16 protein-coding genes and 2 pseudogenes are annotated in these 21,250 nt (G+C 62.6%); 6 read left to right on the top strand and 12 right to left on the bottom strand.

Annotated elements, in window-relative coordinates:
- Nucleotides 1–38: 38 nt before the first annotated feature.
- From tnpC to tnpA, 3 genes are all read right to left on the bottom strand, one after another.
- Complete coding sequence (gene tnpC, locus VAPA_RS31660) at nt 39–1,607, bottom strand: IS66 family transposase (protein ID WP_021004332.1); 1,569 nt, start codon at nt 1,605–1,607, stop codon at nt 39–41.
- Between the two features lie 77 nt (nt 1,608–1,684).
- Nucleotides 1,685–2,032, bottom strand: coding sequence for an IS66 family insertion sequence element accessory protein TnpB (tnpB, locus tag VAPA_RS31655; protein ID WP_021004331.1), 348 nt, complete (start codon nt 2,030–2,032; stop codon nt 1,685–1,687).
- On the bottom strand, nt 2,029–2,430 hold the full coding sequence (gene tnpA / locus VAPA_RS31650) for an IS66-like element accessory protein TnpA (RefSeq protein WP_021004330.1): 402 nt from the start codon (nt 2,428–2,430) through the stop codon (nt 2,029–2,031). The genes tnpB and tnpA overlap by 4 nt, the downstream gene beginning before the upstream one ends.
- A 117-nt stretch (nt 2,431–2,547) precedes the next feature.
- On the opposite strand from tnpA, the gene VAPA_RS31645 reads away from it, so the two are divergent.
- The 3 genes from VAPA_RS31645 to VAPA_RS31635 all read left to right on the top strand — a co-directional run bounded on the left by VAPA_RS31645 (nt 2,548) and on the right by VAPA_RS31635 (nt 5,221).
- Nucleotides 2,548–3,273, top strand: coding sequence for a hypothetical protein (locus VAPA_RS31645; RefSeq protein WP_051255446.1), 726 nt, complete (start codon nt 2,548–2,550; stop codon nt 3,271–3,273).
- Between the two features lie 302 nt (nt 3,274–3,575).
- Nucleotides 3,576–3,953 (top strand): PH domain-containing protein, encoded by a 378-nt coding sequence (locus tag VAPA_RS31640; protein ID WP_021004327.1) that lies wholly within the window; start codon nt 3,576–3,578, stop codon nt 3,951–3,953.
- Between the two features lie 509 nt (nt 3,954–4,462).
- Nucleotides 4,463–5,221 (top strand): hypothetical protein, encoded by a 759-nt coding sequence (locus VAPA_RS31635; RefSeq protein WP_230559061.1) that lies wholly within the window; start codon nt 4,463–4,465, stop codon nt 5,219–5,221.
- 355 nt (nt 5,222–5,576) lie between these two features.
- On the opposite strand, the gene VAPA_RS31630 is transcribed toward VAPA_RS31635, so the two are convergent.
- The 4 genes and pseudogenes from VAPA_RS31630 to VAPA_RS31615 all read right to left on the bottom strand — a co-directional run bounded on the left by VAPA_RS31630 (nt 5,577) and on the right by VAPA_RS31615 (nt 12,748).
- The gene (locus VAPA_RS31630; protein ID WP_021004325.1) at nt 5,577–6,665 is read right to left on the bottom strand and encodes an NADH:flavin oxidoreductase; all 1,089 of its coding nucleotides are present in this window, start codon (nt 6,663–6,665) and stop codon (nt 5,577–5,579) included.
- A 195-nt stretch (nt 6,666–6,860) separates the two neighbouring features.
- Nucleotides 6,861–8,378, bottom strand: coding sequence for an efflux transporter outer membrane subunit (locus tag VAPA_RS31625; RefSeq protein WP_021004324.1), 1,518 nt, complete (start codon nt 8,376–8,378; stop codon nt 6,861–6,863).
- A pseudogene (locus VAPA_RS31620) lies at nt 8,375–11,576 on the bottom strand (efflux RND transporter permease subunit). The gene VAPA_RS31625 and the pseudogene VAPA_RS31620 overlap by 4 nt, the downstream one beginning before the upstream one ends.
- On the bottom strand, nt 11,573–12,748 hold the full coding sequence (locus VAPA_RS31615; protein ID WP_021004321.1) for an efflux RND transporter periplasmic adaptor subunit: 1,176 nt from the start codon (nt 12,746–12,748) through the stop codon (nt 11,573–11,575). Before VAPA_RS31615 ends, VAPA_RS31620 begins: the two are co-directional and overlap by 4 nt.
- 207 nt (nt 12,749–12,955) lie before the next feature.
- Here VAPA_RS31615 and VAPA_RS31610 point away from each other — a divergent pair, with 207 nt between their 5' ends.
- The 3 genes from VAPA_RS31610 (at nt 12,956) to VAPA_RS31600 (ending at nt 16,558) form a co-directional block, all read left to right on the top strand.
- Complete coding sequence (locus VAPA_RS31610; RefSeq protein ID WP_021004320.1) at nt 12,956–13,900, top strand: LysR family transcriptional regulator; 945 nt, start codon at nt 12,956–12,958, stop codon at nt 13,898–13,900.
- Between the two features lie 295 nt (nt 13,901–14,195).
- The gene (gor, locus tag VAPA_RS31605; protein ID WP_021004319.1) at nt 14,196–15,584 is read left to right on the top strand and encodes a glutathione-disulfide reductase; all 1,389 of its coding nucleotides are present in this window, start codon (nt 14,196–14,198) and stop codon (nt 15,582–15,584) included.
- 65 nt (nt 15,585–15,649) lie between these two features.
- Entirely contained in the window at nt 15,650–16,558 is a 909-nt protein-coding gene (locus tag VAPA_RS31600) for a LysR family transcriptional regulator (protein WP_021004318.1), read from the top strand.
- Nucleotides 16,559–16,637: 79 nt separating this feature from the next.
- Here VAPA_RS31600 and VAPA_RS31595 read toward each other — a convergent pair whose 3' ends face one another.
- From VAPA_RS31595 to VAPA_RS31575, 5 genes and pseudogenes are all read right to left on the bottom strand, one after another.
- A complete protein-coding gene (locus VAPA_RS31595; RefSeq protein ID WP_021004317.1) occupies nt 16,638–16,982 on the bottom strand; it encodes a carboxymuconolactone decarboxylase family protein in 345 nt (114 codons plus the stop codon).
- 117 nt (nt 16,983–17,099) lie between these two features.
- Entirely contained in the window at nt 17,100–18,191 is a 1,092-nt protein-coding gene (locus tag VAPA_RS31590; protein WP_021004316.1) for an alkene reductase, read from the bottom strand.
- A 26-nt stretch (nt 18,192–18,217) separates the two neighbouring features.
- Nucleotides 18,218–18,832, bottom strand: coding sequence for a glutathione transferase GstA (gene gstA / locus VAPA_RS31585; protein WP_021004315.1), 615 nt, complete (start codon nt 18,830–18,832; stop codon nt 18,218–18,220).
- A gap of 222 nt (nt 18,833–19,054) precedes the next feature.
- Nucleotides 19,055–19,930: a glutathione-dependent disulfide-bond oxidoreductase gene (gene yghU, locus VAPA_RS31580; protein ID WP_021004314.1), complete on the bottom strand. Its 876-nt coding sequence runs from the start codon at nt 19,928–19,930 to the stop codon at nt 19,055–19,057.
- A 702-nt stretch (nt 19,931–20,632) separates the two neighbouring features.
- A pseudogene (locus tag VAPA_RS31575) lies at nt 20,633–21,178 on the bottom strand (IS630 family transposase); the annotation flags it as partial.
- Nucleotides 21,179–21,250: the final 72 nt, after the last annotated feature.

Here is a 21,250-nt window from a genome sequence, read left to right as displayed (position 1 = left end):
TCGCGTTGTCCGGTTGCAAGCGCCCGGGCACGAGGTGCTCAGGCGGCCAGTCGCTGCTCGATGTGCTGCGGCCCACCGATGTTCCACGGCAGCAACTCGTCGATGCGGTTGATCGGATGGTCCGCGATGCGCCCGAGCACATCGCGCAGGTAGGCCTCGGGGTCGAGCCCGTTCAACTTGGCCGATTCCACCAGGCTGTAGATGGCCGCAGCGCGCTCGCCCCCGGCGTCCGAGCCCATGAACATGAAGTTCTTTCGGCCCAGGCCGACGCCGCGCAGCGCGCGCTCGGCGGCGTTGTTGTCGATCTCGATGCGCCCGTCGTCGCGGTAGCGCGTCAGCGATCCGAGCCGCGTGAGCGTGTAGCCGATGGCGCGCGCGAGCTCCGACTTGGCAGACACCTGCCCGAGCATTCCTCTCAACCAGGCGAACAGTTCCTCAAGCAACGGACCGGCCCGCGCCTGGCGCTCCCGGCATCGCTCGGCCGGAGGGCGCCCCCGTATGTCGGCCTCGATCGCATACAGCGCACCGATGCGCCGCAGCGCTTGTTCGGCAACCGAGCCCGGCGCCCGACCCTGGCTCTCGTGCAGATCCCAGAACGGTCTGCGCGCATGGGCCCAACATGAAGCCTCGATGATGGCGCCGCCGGCGTAGAGCTTGGCGAAGCCCGCATACGCATCGGCCTGCAAGACCCCCTTGAAGTCCTTCAGGTGCGCCTGGGGATGCTCGCCCTTGCGGTCGGGCGAGCAGCGCAACCACGCGGCCGGCGCGTCGGTGCTCGCCGAGGACCGATCGTCACGCACGTAGACCCAGAGCCTTCCGGTCTTGGTCCGGCCGCGCCCGGGCGAGAGCACCGCCACGGGCGTGTCGTCGGCATGCAGCTTGGAGCCCGCCAGCACGTAGCGCCCGAGCGCGGCAACCAGTGGGTCCAGCAGCTTCTCGCTCTGACCGACCCAGCCGGCCATGGTGGAGCGCTCAATGGGCACACCTTCGCGGGCGTAGATGCGGCTCTGGCGGTAGAGAGGTTGGTGGTCGCAATACTTGGCGACCAGCACGTGGGCCAGCAGCCCGGGACCGGCCACGCCGCGTGCGATGGGCCGGCTCGGCGCTGGCGCCTGGAAGATGGATTCGCACGCCATGCAGGCGAGCTTGGGGCGCACGTGGCGGATCACCTTGAAGCGCGAGGGCACGTATTCCAGTTGTTCGGAGACGTCCTGGCCGATCTGGCGCAACCGGCCGCCGCACGCGCTGCAGCCACAGGCCTGGCCGGCGGCGTCGCGCCGTGCATCCGAAGTCTCGGGCCGGTACACATGGTTCTCGCGCGGCAGGTGCGCGGGCAGGCTGCGGTCGAAGCCTTCGCTGTTGGCGGCTGGCGCCTTGGGGGTCTGCGCGATCGGCGCAAGCTCGTGTATCGGCAAGTCAGCGATCAACGCGATCTGCGGGTCGTCCAGCTGTTCGCTGGAGGCACCGAAGCGGGCCCGGACCTGGCGCAGCAGCTGCACCTTGAGCTTGTCCACGAGCAGCTTGAGCAGGGCCACTTCCGCGTCACGCGCCTGCACGACGCGCAGCAGCGAGTCGACGGTGTGGGGTGCGTGGGCGGTGTTCGGCACGCCCTCTACTATGCCATCGGCCTTGCCCGGAATTGACCGAGACCCGTGCGTTCAAAAGACGAATTCTTGAGCGCGCCTCAAGCCGCGAGCACGGGCTGATCGGTGCGCGTCGGCATGCGCCAGTCGATGCCTTCGAGCAGCATGGACAACTGCGCCGGGGTCAGCGAGACCTTGCCCGACACAGCCTGCGGCCAGACGAAGCGGCCTCGCTCCAAACGCTTGGCCAGGATCAGCAGGCCCTGGCCATCGAACCATAGGACCTTCAGCATGTCGCCGCGCCGGCCGCGGAAGACGAAGACGTGGCCGCAGAAGGGGTTGGCCTCCAGCGCCGTCTGCACCATCGCTGACAGGCCGTTGAATCCCTTCCTCATGTCGGTGTGGCCCGCGACGATCCAGACGCGGGTGCTCGTGGGCAGGCCGATCACGCCAGCGCCTTCAGCGTCTGCAGGACATGGCGCACGCTGGCTTCGTCGACCGCGCCGCGCAGTCGAACCCGCGCACCGCCGACGTCGATCTCGATGGTCCCGGCAGGTTGGCGAGGCGCCGCCACCGTTGGTGAGGGGCATGGCTCAACCGGCGCGGCTTCAATGGTGACGGGCAACAGCATCGGCGAGGGCTCGGACGGCGCCGGCGTCTGGGGCTGCTCTTGTGCACTCAGATGCATCCGGCGCCATGCGAACAGGAGGTTCGAGTTGATGCCGGCCTCCAGCGCGACGGCTGCCACCGACGCACCGGGAACCAGGCTGCGCGCGACCAATTCGCGCTTGAACATCGGGCTGTGCTCGCGCCTACGGCGTTTGCTCGGGGTGTCTTGATCGTTCATTGATGTGCATTAGCAGTTCTTGATGCACACGACCGCCGCGCGCACCGAACCGCCAATCCTGCTCAAAGCCGTCAACAAAAAAAGAGGGTGCTGAGACGACGCTTACGAGGGAGCGCCATGAAACGCATCATTACCGTCTGCGCCATCGCAGTCATGCTCGTCGCTTGCGCAGGCCGGCCCAAGCAAGCCGCCAATGAAGAGCCAGAGCCGCTGTCACATCCCCGGGTCGAGATCGTCTACAACGCCAAGTCCGAACTAGGAGTTCTGGATACCGGCGCGACCCCGACGGTCGGGCTCGGCGGTTTGCTCGGGCCGGTGGGAGTACTGGTGGCGATTGGCGCGGACGCTGCGAGTCGCAGCAACTCGATCAACCAAGTCGCGAGCCGCAGTAAACGCTTTCAACAGGCCATAGAGGAAAGCCAGGGCGAGTTGACGCTTCATCGGGAATACGCCGAACGCCTGGCCGAGGCCATGCGAGCGACAGGTCGCGAAGTCAAGCTCACGTCAAGTGATCGCGCCACGGGCGCTGCGCGAAAAATGGAGCTCGCCGGCCTGACGGCTACGCCGGGTTATGAGGTGATGCTGCTGCGCATTACTGCCGGCTACGGAGCGCCAAGCTTGACCGCGGACTTCCGGCCCATCATTGTGGTGGAGTACGCATTGCGCGACGACAAGCTCCAGCCCATCACGTGGAACTCCGTCACGTCAAACCGGGGCGGTCCCAGCTACTTCGCCTATGACACTTTGTTGAAAGAAAACAAGGCGGCATATGAGGGCCTGCGCCAGGAACTGTTTGCCACCGTGGGGCGGGTGATGAACAACGATTTTCCGAAGCAGGAATAGCTACCTCGAGAAGCATCCCTTCTGCGTGGTTGCGCAGGGCCTTCCTGTTCAGACTGGCCAGCGGCACCAGGAAGCGGGCGAAAGCCTCCCACTCCCGCAGGATCGGCTCAAGGTTGCCCTCGATGAACTCTCCAAGGCCGGTGAGGGGACGTGGTCGGTCATGCTTGGCCCCGTTATGGAGAAGGTCAGCGTATCACCGAAGGTCGGAGGAGCTCAAAGGCTGCGAAGTCGGCGGTGCGCCGCTGGTGGACAATGACGACTGCCAACGGTCGCATGATTAATCTAGCCTCGAGGAAACAACAATGGGACTACTTGACGGAATGCTTGGAAATGCAGCCAAGATCGACCCGGCGAAGATTCAGCAAGAGTTCGGCCAGATACTGGCGAAGGGGGAAGTGGTCGAGCACGCCTACCAGCTAATCCGCGACTACTTCGTGTTCACCGACAAGCGTTTCGTCTTGGTTGACAAACAAGGCATCACGGGGAGCAAGATCGAATACCACTCGATTCCCTACAAGAGCATCACCCACTTCAGCGTAGAGACCGCCGGTACATTCGATCTCGATGCCGAACTCAAGATATGGATCTCGGGAACGGTTGCTCCGATCCAGAAGCAGTTCAACAAAAAGCTCAGCATCTACGAGGTGCAGAGCGTATTGGCCGGCTATGTGCTCAGGTGAGTCGGGATTCGGTCAAGAAGAATAGAGGGGCCGAACTTCAACGACACCACTGCTATGAAAGCTCACGGAGTCGCATGAATGTCAGGGGGACATGACTGACCAACCGCCGATAATCTGTGATTCTCGCGACTAGAAGTGGTCGACCAATCGACGGTAATTGGGTGTTGACGTGCCTGGGGTTATCGTGGGTTGGGCGTCCCCGCCTCATCGTTCGCGAAAGCGGTTTGTATCGGAACCGCTTTGGCAGGGCAGGGCATCGCTCCGCAATCAACTTACGGAATCTCGCGCGGTAAACGGGTGCTTCAGACTGACTGCGGTCAGTTGCCATCAACGGGTCGGCAAATGAAGCCGACCGCAAAGCAGTCTCTAGCCGTCGCTTGCAGCCAGACGCGCTTCGTCAGTTCCGCCACTGAGCGTTTTTTTTTTGTTGCCGGTGCGCGAGAAATCTGAAGGCCGAGGCCTGCGAGGCAGCTTCGGCAAGGCTTGTCGAATCAATAGGAGCGCGCTGCTTGACGTCCGTCGCACGGACTCGGCTCGACTGCAGCTTGGTCAGCCTGAGCGCACTATTGCCCATTGCGGCCCAGCGCATTACGCTGCATAGGATGTATGTTCCTCATCCCAGCCTTGCCCTGCATGCTCTGTTTCACGCAAAACCGTACCAGGGCGCGGCACCGGAGAAGGCGCACTTCGTCTTCGTGGGACTGGATGCGAACTACGCGCCGGAGGTGGAGCGGAGCGCCTCCTTCGCCCTTATCAAGGAGTACCACGCCGACGGCGTGAGCTTTTGGCAGCGCCACGGTGTGCACCACCCATTCCTGCATCCGGGTTACGCGGGCGACCGCCGCGGTGGTGGGGTGCCCTATCACCGAAACTTTACGAGCATCGGATTCACGTCGCAGGATGCACCTTGCGTGTCCTTTGTGGAACTGCTGCACGTTCCCACCGTTGGCACTAGCGCTCTAGACCCCGACGACTTGGACGAAGTGCACCTCGGTCGACTGGCTGCACTCATGTGCGACGGCCAGCCGCGCAATGTCTTCCTCTGCGCGGACGCCGTGCGGCAGCTTCGCAGAAATCCGAAGTTTAGTTGGCTGCCTCGTGTGATTGCAGGTGAAGTTCTTCCGGTGCTGTGTCGCACGGGCAAGACGACCATCTATCAGAACCTGCACTTCTCCTGCCGCGAGCAGCAGCGGCGGCGGGCTGAAGCAGTGGTCATCGGGGCCCTTGCTCGAGCTCAGCCTTATGTGGAGGTACGTCCGCTGGGCTGACGTGTGTCATTCCGTCAGTGGGACCAACTCGCCCGTACAAAACGAGCCCGCGCCATGGCTGCTGTTGGCCCGACACCTGTTCGAGGCTGAATGGCGGCAATTGCTGCATACCTACCGCTCGCAGGTAGGAGCTGCCAACCTGGGCGTAGCATATTCCTACCGTTTGCGGTGGTTCTCAGCCGCCGATAAGGGGGTATTTACGTGCCTTTGGTTATCGTCAGTTGTTTCCTCGGCCCCGAGTTTCGGCGTTGCTCCGGCCTGCGTTCTTCGATGGTCGTAATAGTCCGGCGATCGCGCGGACAACCCGCCTCCTTGTGCTGGGAGCGAGTCGGGGACCGGGTATTCGTCCGCCCCCCTATCGCGAGCCGTGCAAGACGAAGGTCTGCCATCCCCGCATATGGTCGATGAAGCGTTCGCTCAACCCACGCTCGCGCAAGTACTCGGCAGGCACTGGAAGCCTTGGACTGTCGTACGTCGGGTTGGCCTTGACCTGCAGAGGAAAGTCCCGCTGAAGAATGCCAGCGCGGGCAATCAGCACGAAGTCGCAGCCCTCGTCCAGCAACTCGCCGGCACGCTTGGCACTCATGATCTTGCCGGCTGTCCCCAGGCGAACTCCCTTACGAGGCAATTCGGTGAAGAGGCTAAGCATCGTCTTGCCACGGAATGGCCCTTCTCTGACGACCTGCGCAGAGTCCCACAAGGCCAGGTCAAGATAATCGATCAGTTCGCGATCAAAGATATAAGCGGTGACCTCGAGCAGTTCCTCCAGGCGCAATCCGTACCGCTCGATCGACAGTCGCCAGCCAATCTGAAAATCAGGGCCGCATTCCCGGCGGATGCCTTCGATCACCTCCAGGGTCAGGCGCGCCCGGTTCTCGAGGCTCCCGCCGTATTTGTCCTTGCGATCGTTCAGGAACGGCGACATGAACTCCGAAAGGATCCAACCGAATGCGCCATGCACCGCGACGCCGTCGAACCCTGCCAGTTGCGCCCTTTTCGCGGCAGCGATAAAGCTGTCGCGGATCCGCTCCACCACTTCGGTCGAGATCGCCTGAATGCCCGGCAAGGTGTCACTGGAAGCAGGAGCTGGAATGCCCCCCAGCAGCGGGTTGGCACGGTGGCCCGCGTGGTGCAGCTGAACCGCCGAGAGGCCACCGCCGCTCCGAATGGTTGTGGCCATCCGGGTAAGGCCTGGCAGGTGTTCATCGCTGTGGATTCCCAACTGCCGCGCAAACGCAATGCCGCCCGCTTCCACGGTCGTGGCACAAGTCTGGATCAACGCGTAGCCACCTTGAGACAGCTGCTCCATCCAGAAATGGTCGTACACGGAGGCAGTGCCGTCGAGCTCGCTTTGCTGGTTGGTCAGCGGCGCCAGCATGAAGCGATTCCTCATCGCCGGACCGTGCAGGAGAGTGAGCGGTTTGAAGAGATCAGAAACAGACACAGGAAAGCTCCAAAAATTGGTTAGAAATACAGATCGGGATCGGGCAACGACCGTTGACCAGCCGCACCCGAACTAGAACTGCGTCCGCGGCGGATGCAATCGCTCGAACGCGCAGGCTGCAGATGCCTTGAATTTGAGTGCGGCATGCGGCGCGTGGAAGGAGGCAGCCTTGGCCGCTCCTGCAACACCGTCGGATCAGCCTTTGATGTCGGACTTCTCGGCGTTTGAGAGGTCCCAGCCACCGCCGAGCGCTTTGACCAGATCAACGGTCGCGCGCGCGCGCTCCCCCTCGAAATGGATGCGCGACTGGCGACTGCGCAAGCGGGTGCGCTCGGCATCGACCACGACCAGGTAGTCGACGTCGCCTTCGTCGAATCTCGCTTTGGCTGATTGCGCAACGCCAGACGATGCGTCTTCCGCTCCCCGCTGGTGAACGATCCGCTCGTCAAGGGTTCTGATCGAGACCAGGGAGTCTTCAACCTCGCGGAAGGCCTGGAGCACCGTCTTGCGGTATTCGGCGACTCCCTCCTCGTAGACGCCGCGTACGCGGGCCACTTCGGCACTTCGCCTTCCTCCATCGAAGATTGGCATGCTCAAGGCCGTTCCCACCAGAGGACCCAGCAGAAACGTTCGTTGGGACCAGTTGGCCAGATTGCCCAAGTCGGCCGACTCGTAGCCCAGGGAGCCCGTCAGCGAGAGCGCCGGAAAGAATGCTGCCCTCGCAACGCCGATGCGCGCGTTCTCCGCGGTCATGGCGCGTTCGGCTGCTGCGATGTCCGGCCTGCGCTCAAGTAACGTCGAGGGCATGCCTGGCGGAAGCTGGACCGTGACGTTGTCGAGAGGCTTTGCCTCGACGGAGAACGCTGCAGGCAGCTTGCCCAACAGGATCGCCAAGGCATGCAAGGCCAGGGCATGCTGCCGTTCGACAGACAGCTGCTCCGAGCGGGCCGAGAACAATTCAGTCTTCACCTGGTCGACGACATAAGGGGCCACAGCGCCCACATCGAGCTTTCGCTCCAACAGCGACATGGCGTCTTGTCTCAGCTTCACGGTGTCCCGAAGCAGGCGGAGCTCGCCCTCGAACTGTCGCAGGCTGAAGTACGTCTTGGCGACGTCGGCCTGGACGAGCAACAGCATCTGGTGCGCCAGCGCCTGCTGCCGGGCCGCATCGGCACGTGCGGCGGCAACGCCTGAAGAAACCCGGCCGAAGATGTCGACCTCGTAGGCGACGGAGGCCTGTGCGCGCCACAGCGTTTGCGTGGACCCCGGTGCGCCGTCTCCGCGCCCCGCAGCCGTGCCGCTGATGCGCTGCCGAGTGGGACCGAAACCGACGCCCACTTCCGGAAGCTGCGCCGACTCGCTTTGCGAAATCAGTGCGCGTGCCTGCTTGAGCCTTGCCATCGCGATGGACACATCCGGATTCGCCTTGAGCGCCTCCTCTTCGAGTTGCACAAGGACAGGGTCGCCGAAGACTCCCCACCATGGAGATGGCGCCTGCTGGTCTGCCGGTTCGGCCGGCCGCCACCGACCTGGGTCTTCCGTGGGCTGGAGCGCGAGCGTGCGCCCCTCGTACTCCGCGAACGTCGCGGGAATGTCGATGCCGGGACGATTTTCGACGGGCGTGAGGGAGCACGCAGACAGCAGGAACAGACTTGCTGCCAAGGCAAGCGCACTTCTGGACAGTTGCTGGATCGCTCGGGTTGGGTGGGTCATGCCTGAACCTCCGGCTGTTGATTTCCAAGGTGATGCGGGGCGATCACGGGCGCCTCGTGATGCGCGGCAGATCGAAGCGGCCTTCCTCCGCTAAGCGCCCGGGCCAGTACGTAGAAGAGCGGTGTGAGAAAGAGGCCGAACAGCGTGACGCCGATCATTCCGAAGAACACCGAGATGCCCATCGCCTGGCGCATTTCTGCACCTGCGCCTGTCGAAAGAACGAGTGGGATCACGCCCATGATGAAGGCCAGCGACGTCATCAGGATGGGCCGCAGCCGCAAGCGACAGGACTCGATCACGGCCTTCAACGTGGACATCCCCGCCATCTCGAGCTCGCGCGCGAACTCGACGATCAGGATGGCGTTCTTCGACGCCAGGCCGACAAGCACGATGAGTCCGATCTGGGTGAAGATGTTGTTGTCGCCCTTCGTGAGCCACACACCAAGCAGCGCGGAGAAGATGCTCATCGGAATGATGAGGATGATCGCCAGCGGCAGCGTCAGGCTCTCGTACTGGGCCGCCAATACGAAGAACACCAAGAGAACGCAGAGGGGAAGAATCCAGACTGCGCTGTTGCCGGCAATGATCTGCTGGTAGGTCAGGTCGGTCCATTCGAACGTCATCCCTGGTGGCAAGGTTGCAGCCGCAATCCGCTGGATGGCCTCCATTGCCTGGTCCGACGAGTAGCCCGGCGCGGGCTGCGCCACGTCGCGACGTGAAGCCGTTGTAGCGGGTGACCTGGTCGGGTCCGTACGTCTGGCTGACCTTGGCGAACGACGCGAGCGGAACCATCTGCCCGGACTCGCTGCGAACGTGCAGTTGCCCGATGTCTTCCGGCTTGGAGCGGAACTGGCCGTCGGCCTGCATGCGCACCTGGTACACGCGGCCCAGGAAGTTGAAGTCGTTCACATAGTAGGAACCGAGGAAGGACTGCATCGCACTGAAGGCCGCTGGCGTATTCACACCCAGCTGCTGTGCCTTCGCACGGTCGATGTCTACCTTGAGCTGGGGCGCGTTCACGTTGTAAGTCGAGAATAGCGGGCCGAGCTCGGGCGCTTCGGACGCCTTTTTGATGAAGGCTTGTGTCGCCTTGTAGAGCTCGTCGTAACCCAGGTCCGCCCGGTCCTCGATCTGCAGCTTGAAGCCGCCCAGGGTTCCGAGGCCGTAGACCGGCGGTGGTGGAAAGATCCCGGTGAAGGCGTGTCCGATGCTGCCGAACTCACGGCCGAGGTCGGCCGCGACCTGGTCGGCGCTGATCCCCTTGCGCTCCTTGAACGGCTTGAGCAACACAAATGTCAGGGCCGTGCTCGAGCTCTTGGTCACCCCATTGATCGAAAGACCGCTGTAGCTCGATGTTCCGAGGACGGCAGGGTGCTTGAGCGCCATGGCATTCATCTTGTTCATGGTCGCCTCGGTGCGGTCCAGCGTCGAGCCCTCGGGCAGTTGCGCCAGGCTCACGAGGTACTCCTTGTCCTGTGCAGGAACGAACCCACCCGGGACATGACCGGTAAGCCACCAGGTTCCCCCCAGCAAGAGCGCGTACACGACGAGCAACGCCCCCTTGTGCCGCAGCAGACGGCCGACGCCTCCTCCATATGCCTCTGAGGTGCGGTCGAAGGTGCGGTTGAAGCGCCCGAAGAAGCGGCCGAACACCTTCTGCGTTACCCGGGTCACCGCGTCTGGCGCATCGCCATGTCCCTTCAGCAGTAAGGCCGACAGCGCCGGAGACAGCGTGAGCGAGTTCACCGCCGAGATCAGCGTGGAAATGGCGATGGTCACCGCGAACTGCTTGTAGAACTCGCCTGTCAGGCCGCTGAGAAAGGCCAGCGGAAGAAAAACAGCAGACAGCGTCAATGCGATGGCGATGATGGGCCCGCTGACCTCGCGCATGGCCTGGTAGGTCGCCTCACGGGGACTGAGCCCGCGTGCGATGTTCCGCTCCACGTTCTCGACGACCACAATGGCATCGTCCACCACGATGCCGATGGCCACTACCAAGCCGAACAGCGACAGCGTGTTGATCGAGTAGCCCGCCAGCAGCAGGAAGGTGAACGTGCCGACGATCGAAATGGGAACCGCGATAAGCGGAATGATGGAAGCGCGCCAGGTCTGCAGAAAGAGGAACACGACCAGCACCACCAGCGCCACGGACTCCAGCAGCGTTTCGATGACCGCGTCGATGCCGGACTGAACCGCGCGGCTCGGCTCATAGACGATGCGATAAACCACGTCTTCGGGGAAATCATTCTCGAGCTCCTTCATGGCCTTGTGCACGTCGCGGGAGATCTGAAGCGAGTTCGCGCCAGGTGATTCCTGCACGGTCACGGCGACGGCGGGCGAGTTGTCCAGCGTGGCGCGGATGCCGTAGTCTTCGGCGCCGAGTTCCACGCGCGCCACGTCGCCCAGGCGCGTGATCGCTCCACGGGCATCGGACTTGATGACGATGGCCTTGAACTCCTCGGGTGACTTGAGCCGGCCGTCGGCGTTGACGTTGAGTTGGAAGGCGGTGTCCGCAGAGGTTGGTGCACTTCCGATCGTTCCGACAGCGGCCTGGATGTTCTGGCGTCGAATGGCGTCGGCGACATCGTTCGCACTCAGTCCCCGCTCGGCCAGGGCGGCCGGATCCAGCCAGACACGCATGGCATAGCCGCCGGGGCCCCAGATCGCCACGTCGCCGACGCCCGTGATCCGGGCCAGGCGATCCTTCACATGAAGGATGGCGTAGTTGCTGATGTAGTTGTTGTCGTAGGTGCCCTTCGGCGACACCATGTGCACGGCGATGGTGATCATCGGCAGGTTCTTGACCGCCGTCACGCCCAGGCGCTGCACGTCCTCGGGGAGTCGCGCCTGGGCTTGGGACACCCGGGTCTGCACCAACTGTTGGGCCCTGTCCGGATCGGTTCCCAGCTTAAAGGTCACGGTCAGGTACAGGTGACCATCGCCGCTGGCCTTCGAGTCCATGTAGAGCATGTCCTCAATGCCGTTGACGGACTGCTCCAACGGTGCCGCGACGGTTTCCGCGATCGTCTTGGCGTTAGCGCCCGGGTATTGCGCGTGCACCACGACCGACGGCGGGATGACCTGCGGGTATTCCGAGACCGGCATGTTGAACGACGCTACGAGCCCTGCAAGGAGAATCAGCGCAGACAGGACGCCAGCGAAGATCGGCCTGTCGATGAAGAATTTCGAGATGTTCACGACCTGCCTCCGTTGGTGGCGCCGGCGGAGGCCTCCGGGGCCTCTGCAGCGACTGCGGACACCGACGCACCGGGGGACGCGCGGAAAGCGCCATCCACAATGACCTTGGCACCCGGGGCGAGCCCGCTGCGCACGACCCGCTGCGTTCCTTGCAGCACGCCGAGGTCGACGACCCGGCGCTCGACCTTGTTCTGCGCATTGACGACGAGAACATACTTCCGGTCCTGGTCGGTGCTGACGACGGCCTCGTCCACCAACACGGCGTCATAGGGGGCACCGCCTTGCAGACGGATGCGCGCCCGAAGACCGGGAAGCATCTCGGGATTCACCTTGTCGATGCGCGCACGAACCCGCACGGTTCCCGACCGGGTATCCATCTGGTTGTCGATCGCTTCGATGGACGCCGCGTAGGGAAAGTCGGTGTCGGTGGCCAAACCGACCTTCACTACAGGCTGCGTGCCCGCCCTCAGCGAAGGGGCGATGATCTGGAGGTAGCTCTGCTCGTCCACGTTGAAGGATGCGTAGAGCTTGCTGTCAGAGACGATCCTGGTGAGCGGGGTCGCTTCCCCGCCTGCCGTCACCACATTGCCCGCCGTGATTTCCGCCCGGGAGATCCGTCCCGCAATAGGCGCGCGAACCTGGGTGTAGCTGAGCTGCAGTTGAGCCTGCGCGAGAGCGGCCTGCGCTCCCTTCAGTGACGAGGCAGCCTCGCGCGCCGCATTGTCGAGCGTGTCGAACTCCCTGCGCGCGATCGAATTCGATTCCAGCAGCCTCTGTCCGCGGGCGCGCTCCGTGTCTGCCAGCCGTTGCCGTGCTTCGGCACCTGCCAGGGTGGCCTGCGCCTGGCGCACCTGGGTCTCGAAGGGTGCTGGGTCGATGACGAAAAGAACGTCACCCTGGCGAACATGCTGGCCCGGCTTGAAGTGCACCGCGAGCAGCGAGCCCGGTACCTTGGCGCGAACGTCGACGAGGTCCACGGCTTCGAGCCGCCCCGTGTAGTCCTGCGCATCGGACACCGAGCGCTGCAAGGCTGGCCGGTACTTGACGATGGGGAGTGCGGCGGCGGCTTGAGGATGCGCTTCGGAACCGTGCTTCCAAAACATGCTGCCAGCAACGACCACCGCAACGGCAGTCGTGACGACCGCCAGGTGCTGCTTCTTGAGGGTTTTCATGCGACGTGCTCTACAAAATTGAACGGTTTGCAGTCTGTGCGCGCGGCGCATGAAGATCGAGTCCGGAACCTGGGTTACTTTGTTGCCGCCGTTGGAACAATCACTTGTCATCGCCCCCTGCCAATGCGATAAAAATGGAATTTCTCGCGGTGCGAGCCAGACCTAGTTCCGTACCGTGCAATAGTCGCCCTACAAGGAGAGAACCCCGTGGACCGCCTCCAGTCGATGCAGATCTTCGCCCGCGTGGTCGAAATGCACAGCTTCACTCGAGCTGCGGACAGCCTATTCCTGCCCAAATCCCGGGTCACGCGAGCCGTGAAAGATCTGGAGAAGTTCCTGGGCGCCCGACTTTTGCAGCGGACCACGCGCCACATCAGCCTGACCCCGGAGGGCACGCTGTACTTCGAGCATTGCAAGCGGTTGCTCGCGGACATCGAAGGCGTCGAGTCGAGCTTCCCGGGACGGGCCGGGCAGCCTCGCGGCTGCCTTCGAGTCGACATGACGCTCTCGCTCGCGCGCTTGGTCGTCCTGCCTTGCATCAAGGACTTCCAGACTCGTTTCCCGGACGTCGAACTCACGCTGACGGCGTCTGACCGCACGGTGGAGCTCGTGCAGGAGGGTATCGATTGCGTCATTCGAGCGGGGACGCCCGAAGACTCCGCCACGCTCGTTGCCAAGCGCATCGGCTCATTCGAGTGGGTGACCTGCGCCTCGCCGGAATACCTGGCCCGTCACGGCCCGCCTGAATCTCTGGAGGATCTGGCGAATCACGAGGCCGTCGGCTACCTGTCTAGCCGCACCGCGCGCACGATGGACTGGAATTTCGAGGTGAATGGCGAGCACCGCAGCGTCAGGATGCGAGAACGTCTCATCGTCAACGACACGGATGCGTACGTGACATGCGGCCTCGAAGGCCTCGGCCTCATCCGTGCCGGCAGCTACATGGTGCGTCCCTACCTTCTGAGCGGCCGCCTTCGGCAGGTGCTCGCCGACCATGCGTCGCCGACTGTGCCGCTCTCGGTCCTATACCCCCAGAATCGTCAGTTGTCCCCGACCGTGAGAGCGTTCGCAGACTGGGTTGCAGAAGTCGTGCGCAAGGAGGAAGCCGGATGGCGGGTCGACTCCTACGAGTCCGCGCGATGGCAAGCTTAGGCCCAGGATACGCCGACGCTCGCTTTCATATGTCGTCATGCGGCTGGTCGTGCACGCCCGTTGTTCAGTCGCCTGAACATTCAATTCGTCGTCGGAGCCTTTATCGAGTTCTGGAACATGCTCAGAATTCGTGCTCAAGGTCGTGGGTGCGACGACGCTGTGTCGTTTGACGCTCGAAGCCGCCTGGCGGGAAAGGACGCGGTGAAGCCCATGGGTCGATCACCAGACCGCCACGAAATTCGACGAGAGGGCACCGTTGCGCGCGTTCGCGTGTCAGTCAAAAAAGGAATCTTTCATGGCCGCGTATGACTACGATCTGTTCGTGATCGGAGGTGGCTCGGGCGGCGTGAGGGCCGGGCGTATTGCTGCCGCGCTGGGCAAACGTGTCGCGATCGCGGAAGAGCACCGGTTCGGCGGCACCTGCGTCATTCGGGGCTGCGTTCCCAAGAAGCTTTTCGTGTACGCCTCCCAGTATCGCGAGCACTTCGAGGATGCTGCAGGGTACGGATGGAAAGTCAGCGAGACCACGTTCGACTGGGACACCTTGCTTGCCGCCAAGGACAAGGAAATCCTAAGACTCGAAGGCTTGTACCGGCGTGGGCTCGAGAGCAACGGCGCCCGGATCATCGACGGCCGCGCCGAGTTGGTCGACGCGCACACCGTGCGCCTGGTGCAGACCGGCCAGACCGTCACCGCCGACAGGATTGTCATTGCCACAGGCGGCACGCCGAACCCCCATGCAGCGCTCCCTGGCCATGAGCTGTGCATCTCGTCCAACGAAGCTTTCGATCTTCCGCAGCTGCCGCGCTCGATACTGATTGCCGGCGGCGGCTACATCGCGGTCGAGTTCGCCAACGTGTTCCACGGCCTTGGTGTGGCTGTAACGCTCATCTACCGCGGCAAGGAGATCTTGTCGCGTTTCGATCACGACCTGCGCCAGGGCTTGCACAAAGCCATGGTCGACAAGGGCATCCGCATCGTTCTCACCGACGTCATGGAGAAGGTGGAACAGAAGGTTGACGGCAGTTTGTTGGTCAGAACGATGTGCGGCGAGTCGATCTCGGTCGACACCGTCATGCTGGCGCTCGGCCGCGAGCCGAACACGCAGGGGTTGGGCCTGGAAGCTGCCGGTGTGAAGGTGGATGGGCTTGGCGCGATCGTCGTGGACGATTACTCCCGCACAAATGTGCCCAACATATTTGCGCTGGGAGACGTCACCTACCGGGTGCAGCTGACACCCGTCGCCATCCATGAAGCCATGTGCTTCATCGAGACCGAGTACAAGAAAAATCCGACCTCGCCCGATCACGACCTGATCCCCACGGCCGTTTTTTCGCAGCCGGAGATCGGCACGGTGGGTCTGTCGGAGGAAGACGCCGCCGAGAAGTATCCCGAGATCGCGGTCTATCGCGCCGAGTTCCGCCCGATGAAGGCGACGCTCTCGGGCCGCACGGAAAAGATGCTCATGAAGCTCGTCGTCGACGCCGCAAGCCGCAAGGTGGTCGGCGCCCACATCCTCGGCCACGAGGCCGGCGAGATGGTGCAGTTGCTTGGCGTCTCCCTGAAGGCAGGGGTCACGAAGGATGATTTTGACCGGACCATGGCCGTCCATCCCACTGCAGCCGAGGAACTCGTGACCATGTACCAGCCGAGTTACCGCGTCAGGGGCGGCGTGCGCGTTTGAACCTTGATGGCTCGATTGCGCCTTGCTGTGCGGACTCCTGTCACCCGATTCGCTCAGGACCACGGATGAACAAATTTTTGGCGATGGAAGTGTTTGTCCAGGTCGTGGACACCGGCGGATTCACCCGCGCGGCCGAGAACATGAAGCTTCCCAAAGCGACGGTGTCGACCTTGATCCAGTCGCTGGAAGGTTCGCTGTCGGTCAAGCTTCTGAACCGGACCACCCGGCACGTCAGCGTTACCGCTGAAGGCGCCGCCTTCTACGAACGCTGCATGCGCATTCTCTCGGAGGTGCGCGAAGCCGAGGACTGCGTGTCTCAAACAAGGGGCAGCCCCGCGGGAAGGCTGCGTATCGACGCCCCCACCGGCCTGGCCAGCGAGGTGATCATTCCCGCGCTTCCCGACTTCGTCGAGCGGTATCCGGACATCCGGCTCGAACTGGGTTGCAGCGACCGGCAGGTGGACCTGGTCGAGGAAGGGGTAGATTGCGCGATTCGCGGAGGCCGTCGCCTGACCGATTCCAGTCTGATCGCGCGCCGCGTCGGCACGATGCACTACACCACTTGTGCCTCGCCGGCCTACCTCAAACGCCATGGCCGGCCCATGCATCCCAACGATCTGGTACACCACAGCTGCGTCAATTATTTCTCCGCACGTTCGGGCAAGATGTTCGATTGGTACTTCAAGAAGGACGGCGAGAAGATCCAGGTCGCCTTGTCCAGTCACATCGCATTGAGCGACAGCTATGCGTACACGGCTGCAGGCCTGGCCGGGTTGGGTATCGTGCAGATGGCAGACTTCCTGATGGCGGCTATGCTCAAAGACGGGCGGCTCGTATCCGTCCTGGACGACTGGACCAACGAACCACTGCCGATCCACGTGGTGTATCCGCAGAACCGCCACCTTTCGGCCAAGGTGCGTGTGTTCGTCGAGTGGGTAGCGCAACTGTTCTTGAACCACGCCACCATGCGCTGACGAAGGGCTGCCACCCGCCGGCACAGGCAAGATACTTGCGGCCACCGGGGACGAAGCCAAAGGCGCTTCTTGCAGCGGCTTACTTGCCGGGCAGTTGCTGGTACGTTTCGACCACGCGGGCCGAATACGTGAGCGCCGCTCCGGCGTTCATCGCAATGGCCACGCCCAGTGCCTCGGAAACTTCCTCGAGCGAGGCGCCAGCCTCCGCGGCCTTCTTGGTATGCACGGCGATGCAGCCATCGCAACGCGTGGTGACGGCGACGGCGAGGGAAATCAGTTCGTGGATCTTGGGCTCCAGATGGCCGGTCTTTGCGGCGGCGTTGTCCAGGGCCGCCATCCCGCGCATCACGTCGGGACTTTGCTTGGCGAAGTCGCCCACGCGCTCCAGCAAGGACGTCCGGTAGCCGTTCCAGTCTTGCATCATGATCCTTGTTCCTTTTCTAGGGTTGTGGGTGCCGGCGCCAACCTGGCGTCCGGCGGGAATGGAAGAAATTTCGCTGTCCCAACTCACGGCGGGATGCCGCGGGCAGCGGCCAGTCGCTCAATCAAAGGCTTCGCTGCACATCATCGTCTCGTAGTCGGTGTAGCCCTCAGCTCCCTGGCTGTAGTAGGTCGCCATCTCGTCCTTGGTCAACGGTGCGCCGTAGCGCAGGCGCCAGACCAGGTCAGGGTTGGCCAGGAAGGGACGCCCGAAGCTGATCGCATCGGCCAAGCCGCTGTCGAGGTCGGCCTTGGCGCGCGCCACGTCGTAGTCGCTGTTGAGCACCAGGGCGCCCTTGAAATGCCTGCGAATCTGAGGCGACAGGCGGGGGACGTCGGTTGCGCCAAATGTCCCGTCCGGGCCAGGCTCTCGCAACTCCAGGAAGGCGATACCGATAGCGTTCAGCATCTCCGCCGCGGCGGTGAACAGCGGCGCCGGGTTGCTGTCGTCCACGCCGTAGCTTTCGCCATTGGGCGACAGGCGGACGGCAGTGCGATTGGCGCCCACCTCGTCCGTAACGGCCTGCGTGACCAAGCGCAGCAACCGCACCCGGTTGTCGATGCTGCCGCCGTATTCGTCAGTCCGAGCGTTGGTGCCGTCCCGCAGGAATTGATCGAGCAACTGGCCATTGGCGGCGTGGATCTGAACGCCGTCGAAGCCCGCGGCCATGGCGTTGCTTGCGGCGCTGACATAGTCGGAGATCAGGCTTGGGATTTCCTCGGTCGCCAGCGGTCTTGCGATTTCGAACGGCATCTTGCCTTCATAGGTGTGCGCATCTCCCGGCATGGCCGTGGCACTGGCCGATACAGGCTGACGGCCCGTCACGGCCGAGTGGGCCATGCGGCCCATGTGCCAAAGCTGCGCGAAGATGAGCCCGCCTGTGTCATGCACCGCCTGCGTGACGGGCATCCAGGCCTTGACCTGCTCAGAGGACCACAGTCCTGGTGCATAGGGCCAGCCAACGGCCTGGCGCGAAATGCCAGTGGCTTCTCCGATGATCAACCCGGCCGTGGCGCGCTGCGCGTAGTAGTCGGCCATGATCGGCGTCGGCACATGGTCGCGGGTGGCGCGCGCTCGGGTCAGCGGCGCCATGAAGGTGCGATTGGACGCGTTGAGCGCGCCCAGCGCGAGGGGATCGAAAAGTGTCGGCATGAAGGTTCCTCGGGAGGGCTTGGATTTCAGTCGTTCGCCAGCAGGCCTTCGGCTTGCAAAGCCGCGCGCACACTGGCCCGTTGCTCCATGCGTGCCATGAACTTCTGGATGGAGGCATAGCCGGTGACGTCGATCCTCACCCGCGATGGCCATGACAGGACGTTGTAGAGATACGCATCGGCGACCGAGAATTGCGCGCCCAGGACGTAGTCGTTCCGGGACAGGTGTTCGTCGATGTATTCGAACTTGCTGGTCAGATTGCCATCCGCAAATCTTTTCTTCGTTGCTTCATCGAGGAATGGCGAAAACATCACGGCCATGCCCTTGTGCAGATCGCTTGCCACGAAATTGAGCCACTCCAGCGCCGTGTAGCGCTCCCGCGTCCCGAACGGTGGGAGAAGGTTGGCGGCCGGATTCTTGTCTGCGATCCACTGCAGAATGACCGCCCCCTCGGTGAGCAGGTCGCCGTCGTCCATCTTCAGCACAGGGATGAAGCCCTTGGGCGACACCTTCAGGTAGTCGCCTGCGACCGTCGTCTTGGTTTTGAAGTCGACTTTGATCAAGTCGTACGCCTGTCCGGCCTCTCGCAGTGCGATTTGCGAAGCAAGCCCGCAGGAGCCAGGGGAGTAATACAGTTTCATACTAATAAAAGTCTTGGTGGTTGAAAGGCGCAGCCGTTAACAGCGGCCTGCTGGACTGGAAAATTGCCTAGATGCTTGGGTGCGCCGCGGGGACGTCCATGCGGCAGCTCCAAGGGCGAAGACGTCGCCCTGGGAGATACGGTTGAATTTTTGAGAGCCCGGACCAGGGCGCACGACGCGTGCGGGTGGCGTGGTCGTGCAGCCTGGGGCTGGGAGCGCTGACTATTTGCCTTGCTGTAATGACTCGAAGTCTTTGGCGTCGTGGCGCTCGCGAAGGAAGGTGCCCGGTTCTCCGGAAACGCGGTTGACGACCCTGCCGCGCGCAACTGCGGGGCGAGTTGCTATCGCCCTGTACCAGCGCAGCAGATGCGTATATTCCTCGACGGCCAAGAACTCGTGCGTGTTGTAGACGCCATAGAGGCTGCCTGGATACCACGGCCAGATCGCCATATCCGCGATCGTGTACTGATCCCCAGCGAGGAACTCGTGCGTGGCCAGATGCGTGTCCAGCACATGCAGCTGCCGTTTGGTCTCCATCGCGTACCGGTCGATCGCATACTCGATCTTTAGTGGTGCATAGGCGTAGAAGTGGCCCAGTCCTCCGCCGACAAAGGGAGCCGAGCCCATCTGCCACATCAACCAGTTGAACGTCTCCGTCCGCGCCCGACCTTCGGTCGGCAGGAATGCGCCGAATCGTTCTGCAAGATGAACGAGGATGGAGCCGCTCTCGAAAACGCGCGTGACTGGATCCGTGGAGTGATCAACGAGCGCCGGAATCTTGCCATTGGGATTGATGCCCACGAAGCCGCTTCCGAATTGATCGCCTTTGAAGATATCGATCAGCCACGCGTCGTATTCGGCTCCCGGATGCCCGGCCGCCAGAAGCTCCTCCAGCATGATTGTGATCTTCTGTCCGTTCGGGGTTCCCTGCGAGTACAGCTGCAGAGGATGCTTGCCGACTGGCAACTCCTTCTCGAACCTGGCGCCGGAAACCGGGCGATTGATGCTGCCGAACGTACCGCCATAGTTGTTCTTCGGGCTCCAGACTTTGGCCAGAACATAGTCGGCAGGTTGATTTAGAACTATGGAATCGGTCATCGGTTGCTCCGTGTGACACAGGTATTCGGAATTAGGCGGTTCGAGGTGGCGAATTCAATGGGTGAGCATCTAGTGACTTGCATACTTTGATCGTTGCGTTATTCAGACGGGTCGCCGTCACTCTCGGATTGCGTTGTCGGCACTGCCGGGTCGGCCAACCATGAGCACAGCAATGCCGGAAGTGAGATCTCCGCTGCTCAAGCCTTTTTGATACTTTTCAAAGAATATTTAGCAGATTGACTGGTTTCGCATTGCATGCAAAAAATTCTACAGAGACGGTTAAATTGATAAACCAGTTGAAGACGAATTCACCGTTCAGCCGGCGGAACAGTGCTAATGGCTATGCGGCAGGCTTTCGATCTCGGTGCGCTGGTCTTGACTTCGTAGGATGCCCTCCGTAGGTGCATAAGCATTCGCAGAACGCGCGGCGACCGCCTCAAGAGAAGCAGGATTTCGCAAAATGTGGGCGCCTTTGGCATCTCGAAGCTCGAGCGCCGAGCCGGGACTTGCGTCTGGCGAGCCTGCTTCGCGCCACTGCAGGCTGCGCCGGCATCGCGTGGCACGAATGCAAGATCTACTTGCTCTTCGAGGTATTCCGGTACCGAGACGCTCAAGCCAATGGTCGTGGCCGGATCCGTCGGAAGGCCAGGATAGGGGGTTCGCGATTACAGGTTGAGTTCTCTAGTCATCGTATGCTGTTGGCTAGTGTCGTGAGTTAGAAGTTCGCAGACAAAATCTCTCGACGCTCGCGAGGATGTCATCGGCGGTCTTGGACCAGACGAACGGCTTCGGGTCGTCGTTGTTGCTCTTGATGTAGTGCCTGATCGCCTGTTCGAGTTGTCGTGTGGAGCGATGCGTGCCGCGACGGATGTACTTTTGCGTCAGGGTGGCGAACCAGCGTTCGACCTGGTTCAGCCAGGACGCAGAGGTCGGCGTGAAGTGCACCTGAAAGCGCGGATGTCGGGCAAGCCAGTTCCTGATGGCGGGAGTCTTGTGTGTTCCGTAATTGTCCATCACGAGGTGGATGTCCAGCACTGCCGGCACGTTGGCCTCGATGGTGCGCAGGAACTGCAGGAACTCGGTGCTTCGATGGCGGCGATGCAAGTCCCCGATGACCGATCCAGTGGCGATGTCCAACGCCGCGAAGAGCGTGGTCGTGCCGTGGCGCTCGTAGTCGTGAGTTCGCCGCTCAGGGATGCCTGGGGCCAGGGGGAGCAAGGGCTGCGTGCGATCCAGCGCCTGAATCTGATAAACATCTAGCCCGAGCGACTCCACCGTTCAACGGCCAGTCACTCGCTCGCGGCAGCGGGTGGCGCTTCT

This window comes from Variovorax paradoxus B4, assembly GCF_000463015.1.
GTDB classification, from domain to species: domain Bacteria; phylum Pseudomonadota; class Gammaproteobacteria; order Burkholderiales; family Burkholderiaceae_C; genus Variovorax; species Variovorax paradoxus_E.
This window is presented reverse-complemented; position numbering and strand designations above follow the sequence as displayed.

Coding starts and splice junctions, on each gene's coding strand:
- VAPA_RS31645 (WP_051255446.1), top strand. CDS start 2,548: ATGAAACGCATCATTACCGTCTGCGCCATCGCAGTCATGCTCGTCGCT.
- VAPA_RS31590 (WP_021004316.1), bottom strand. CDS start 18,191: ATGCCGACACTTTTCGATCCCCTCGCGCTGGGCGCGCTCAACGCGTCC.
- VAPA_RS31640 (WP_021004327.1), top strand. CDS start 3,576: ATGGGACTACTTGACGGAATGCTTGGAAATGCAGCCAAGATCGACCCG.
- VAPA_RS31595 (WP_021004317.1), bottom strand. CDS start 16,982: ATGATGCAAGACTGGAACGGCTACCGGACGTCCTTGCTGGAGCGCGTG.
- gor (WP_021004319.1), top strand. CDS start 14,196: ATGGCCGCGTATGACTACGATCTGTTCGTGATCGGAGGTGGCTCGGGC.
- VAPA_RS31600 (WP_021004318.1), top strand. CDS start 15,650: ATGAACAAATTTTTGGCGATGGAAGTGTTTGTCCAGGTCGTGGACACC.
- yghU (WP_021004314.1), bottom strand. CDS start 19,930: ATGACCGATTCCATAGTTCTAAATCAACCTGCCGACTATGTTCTGGCC.
- tnpA (WP_021004330.1), bottom strand. CDS start 2,430: ATGAACGATCAAGACACCCCGAGCAAACGCCGTAGGCGCGAGCACAGC.
- VAPA_RS31615 (WP_021004321.1), bottom strand. CDS start 12,748: ATGAAAACCCTCAAGAAGCAGCACCTGGCGGTCGTCACGACTGCCGTT.
- gstA (WP_021004315.1), bottom strand. CDS start 18,832: ATGAAACTGTATTACTCCCCTGGCTCCTGCGGGCTTGCTTCGCAAATC.
- VAPA_RS31625 (WP_021004324.1), bottom strand. CDS start 8,378: ATGACCCACCCAACCCGAGCGATCCAGCAACTGTCCAGAAGTGCGCTT.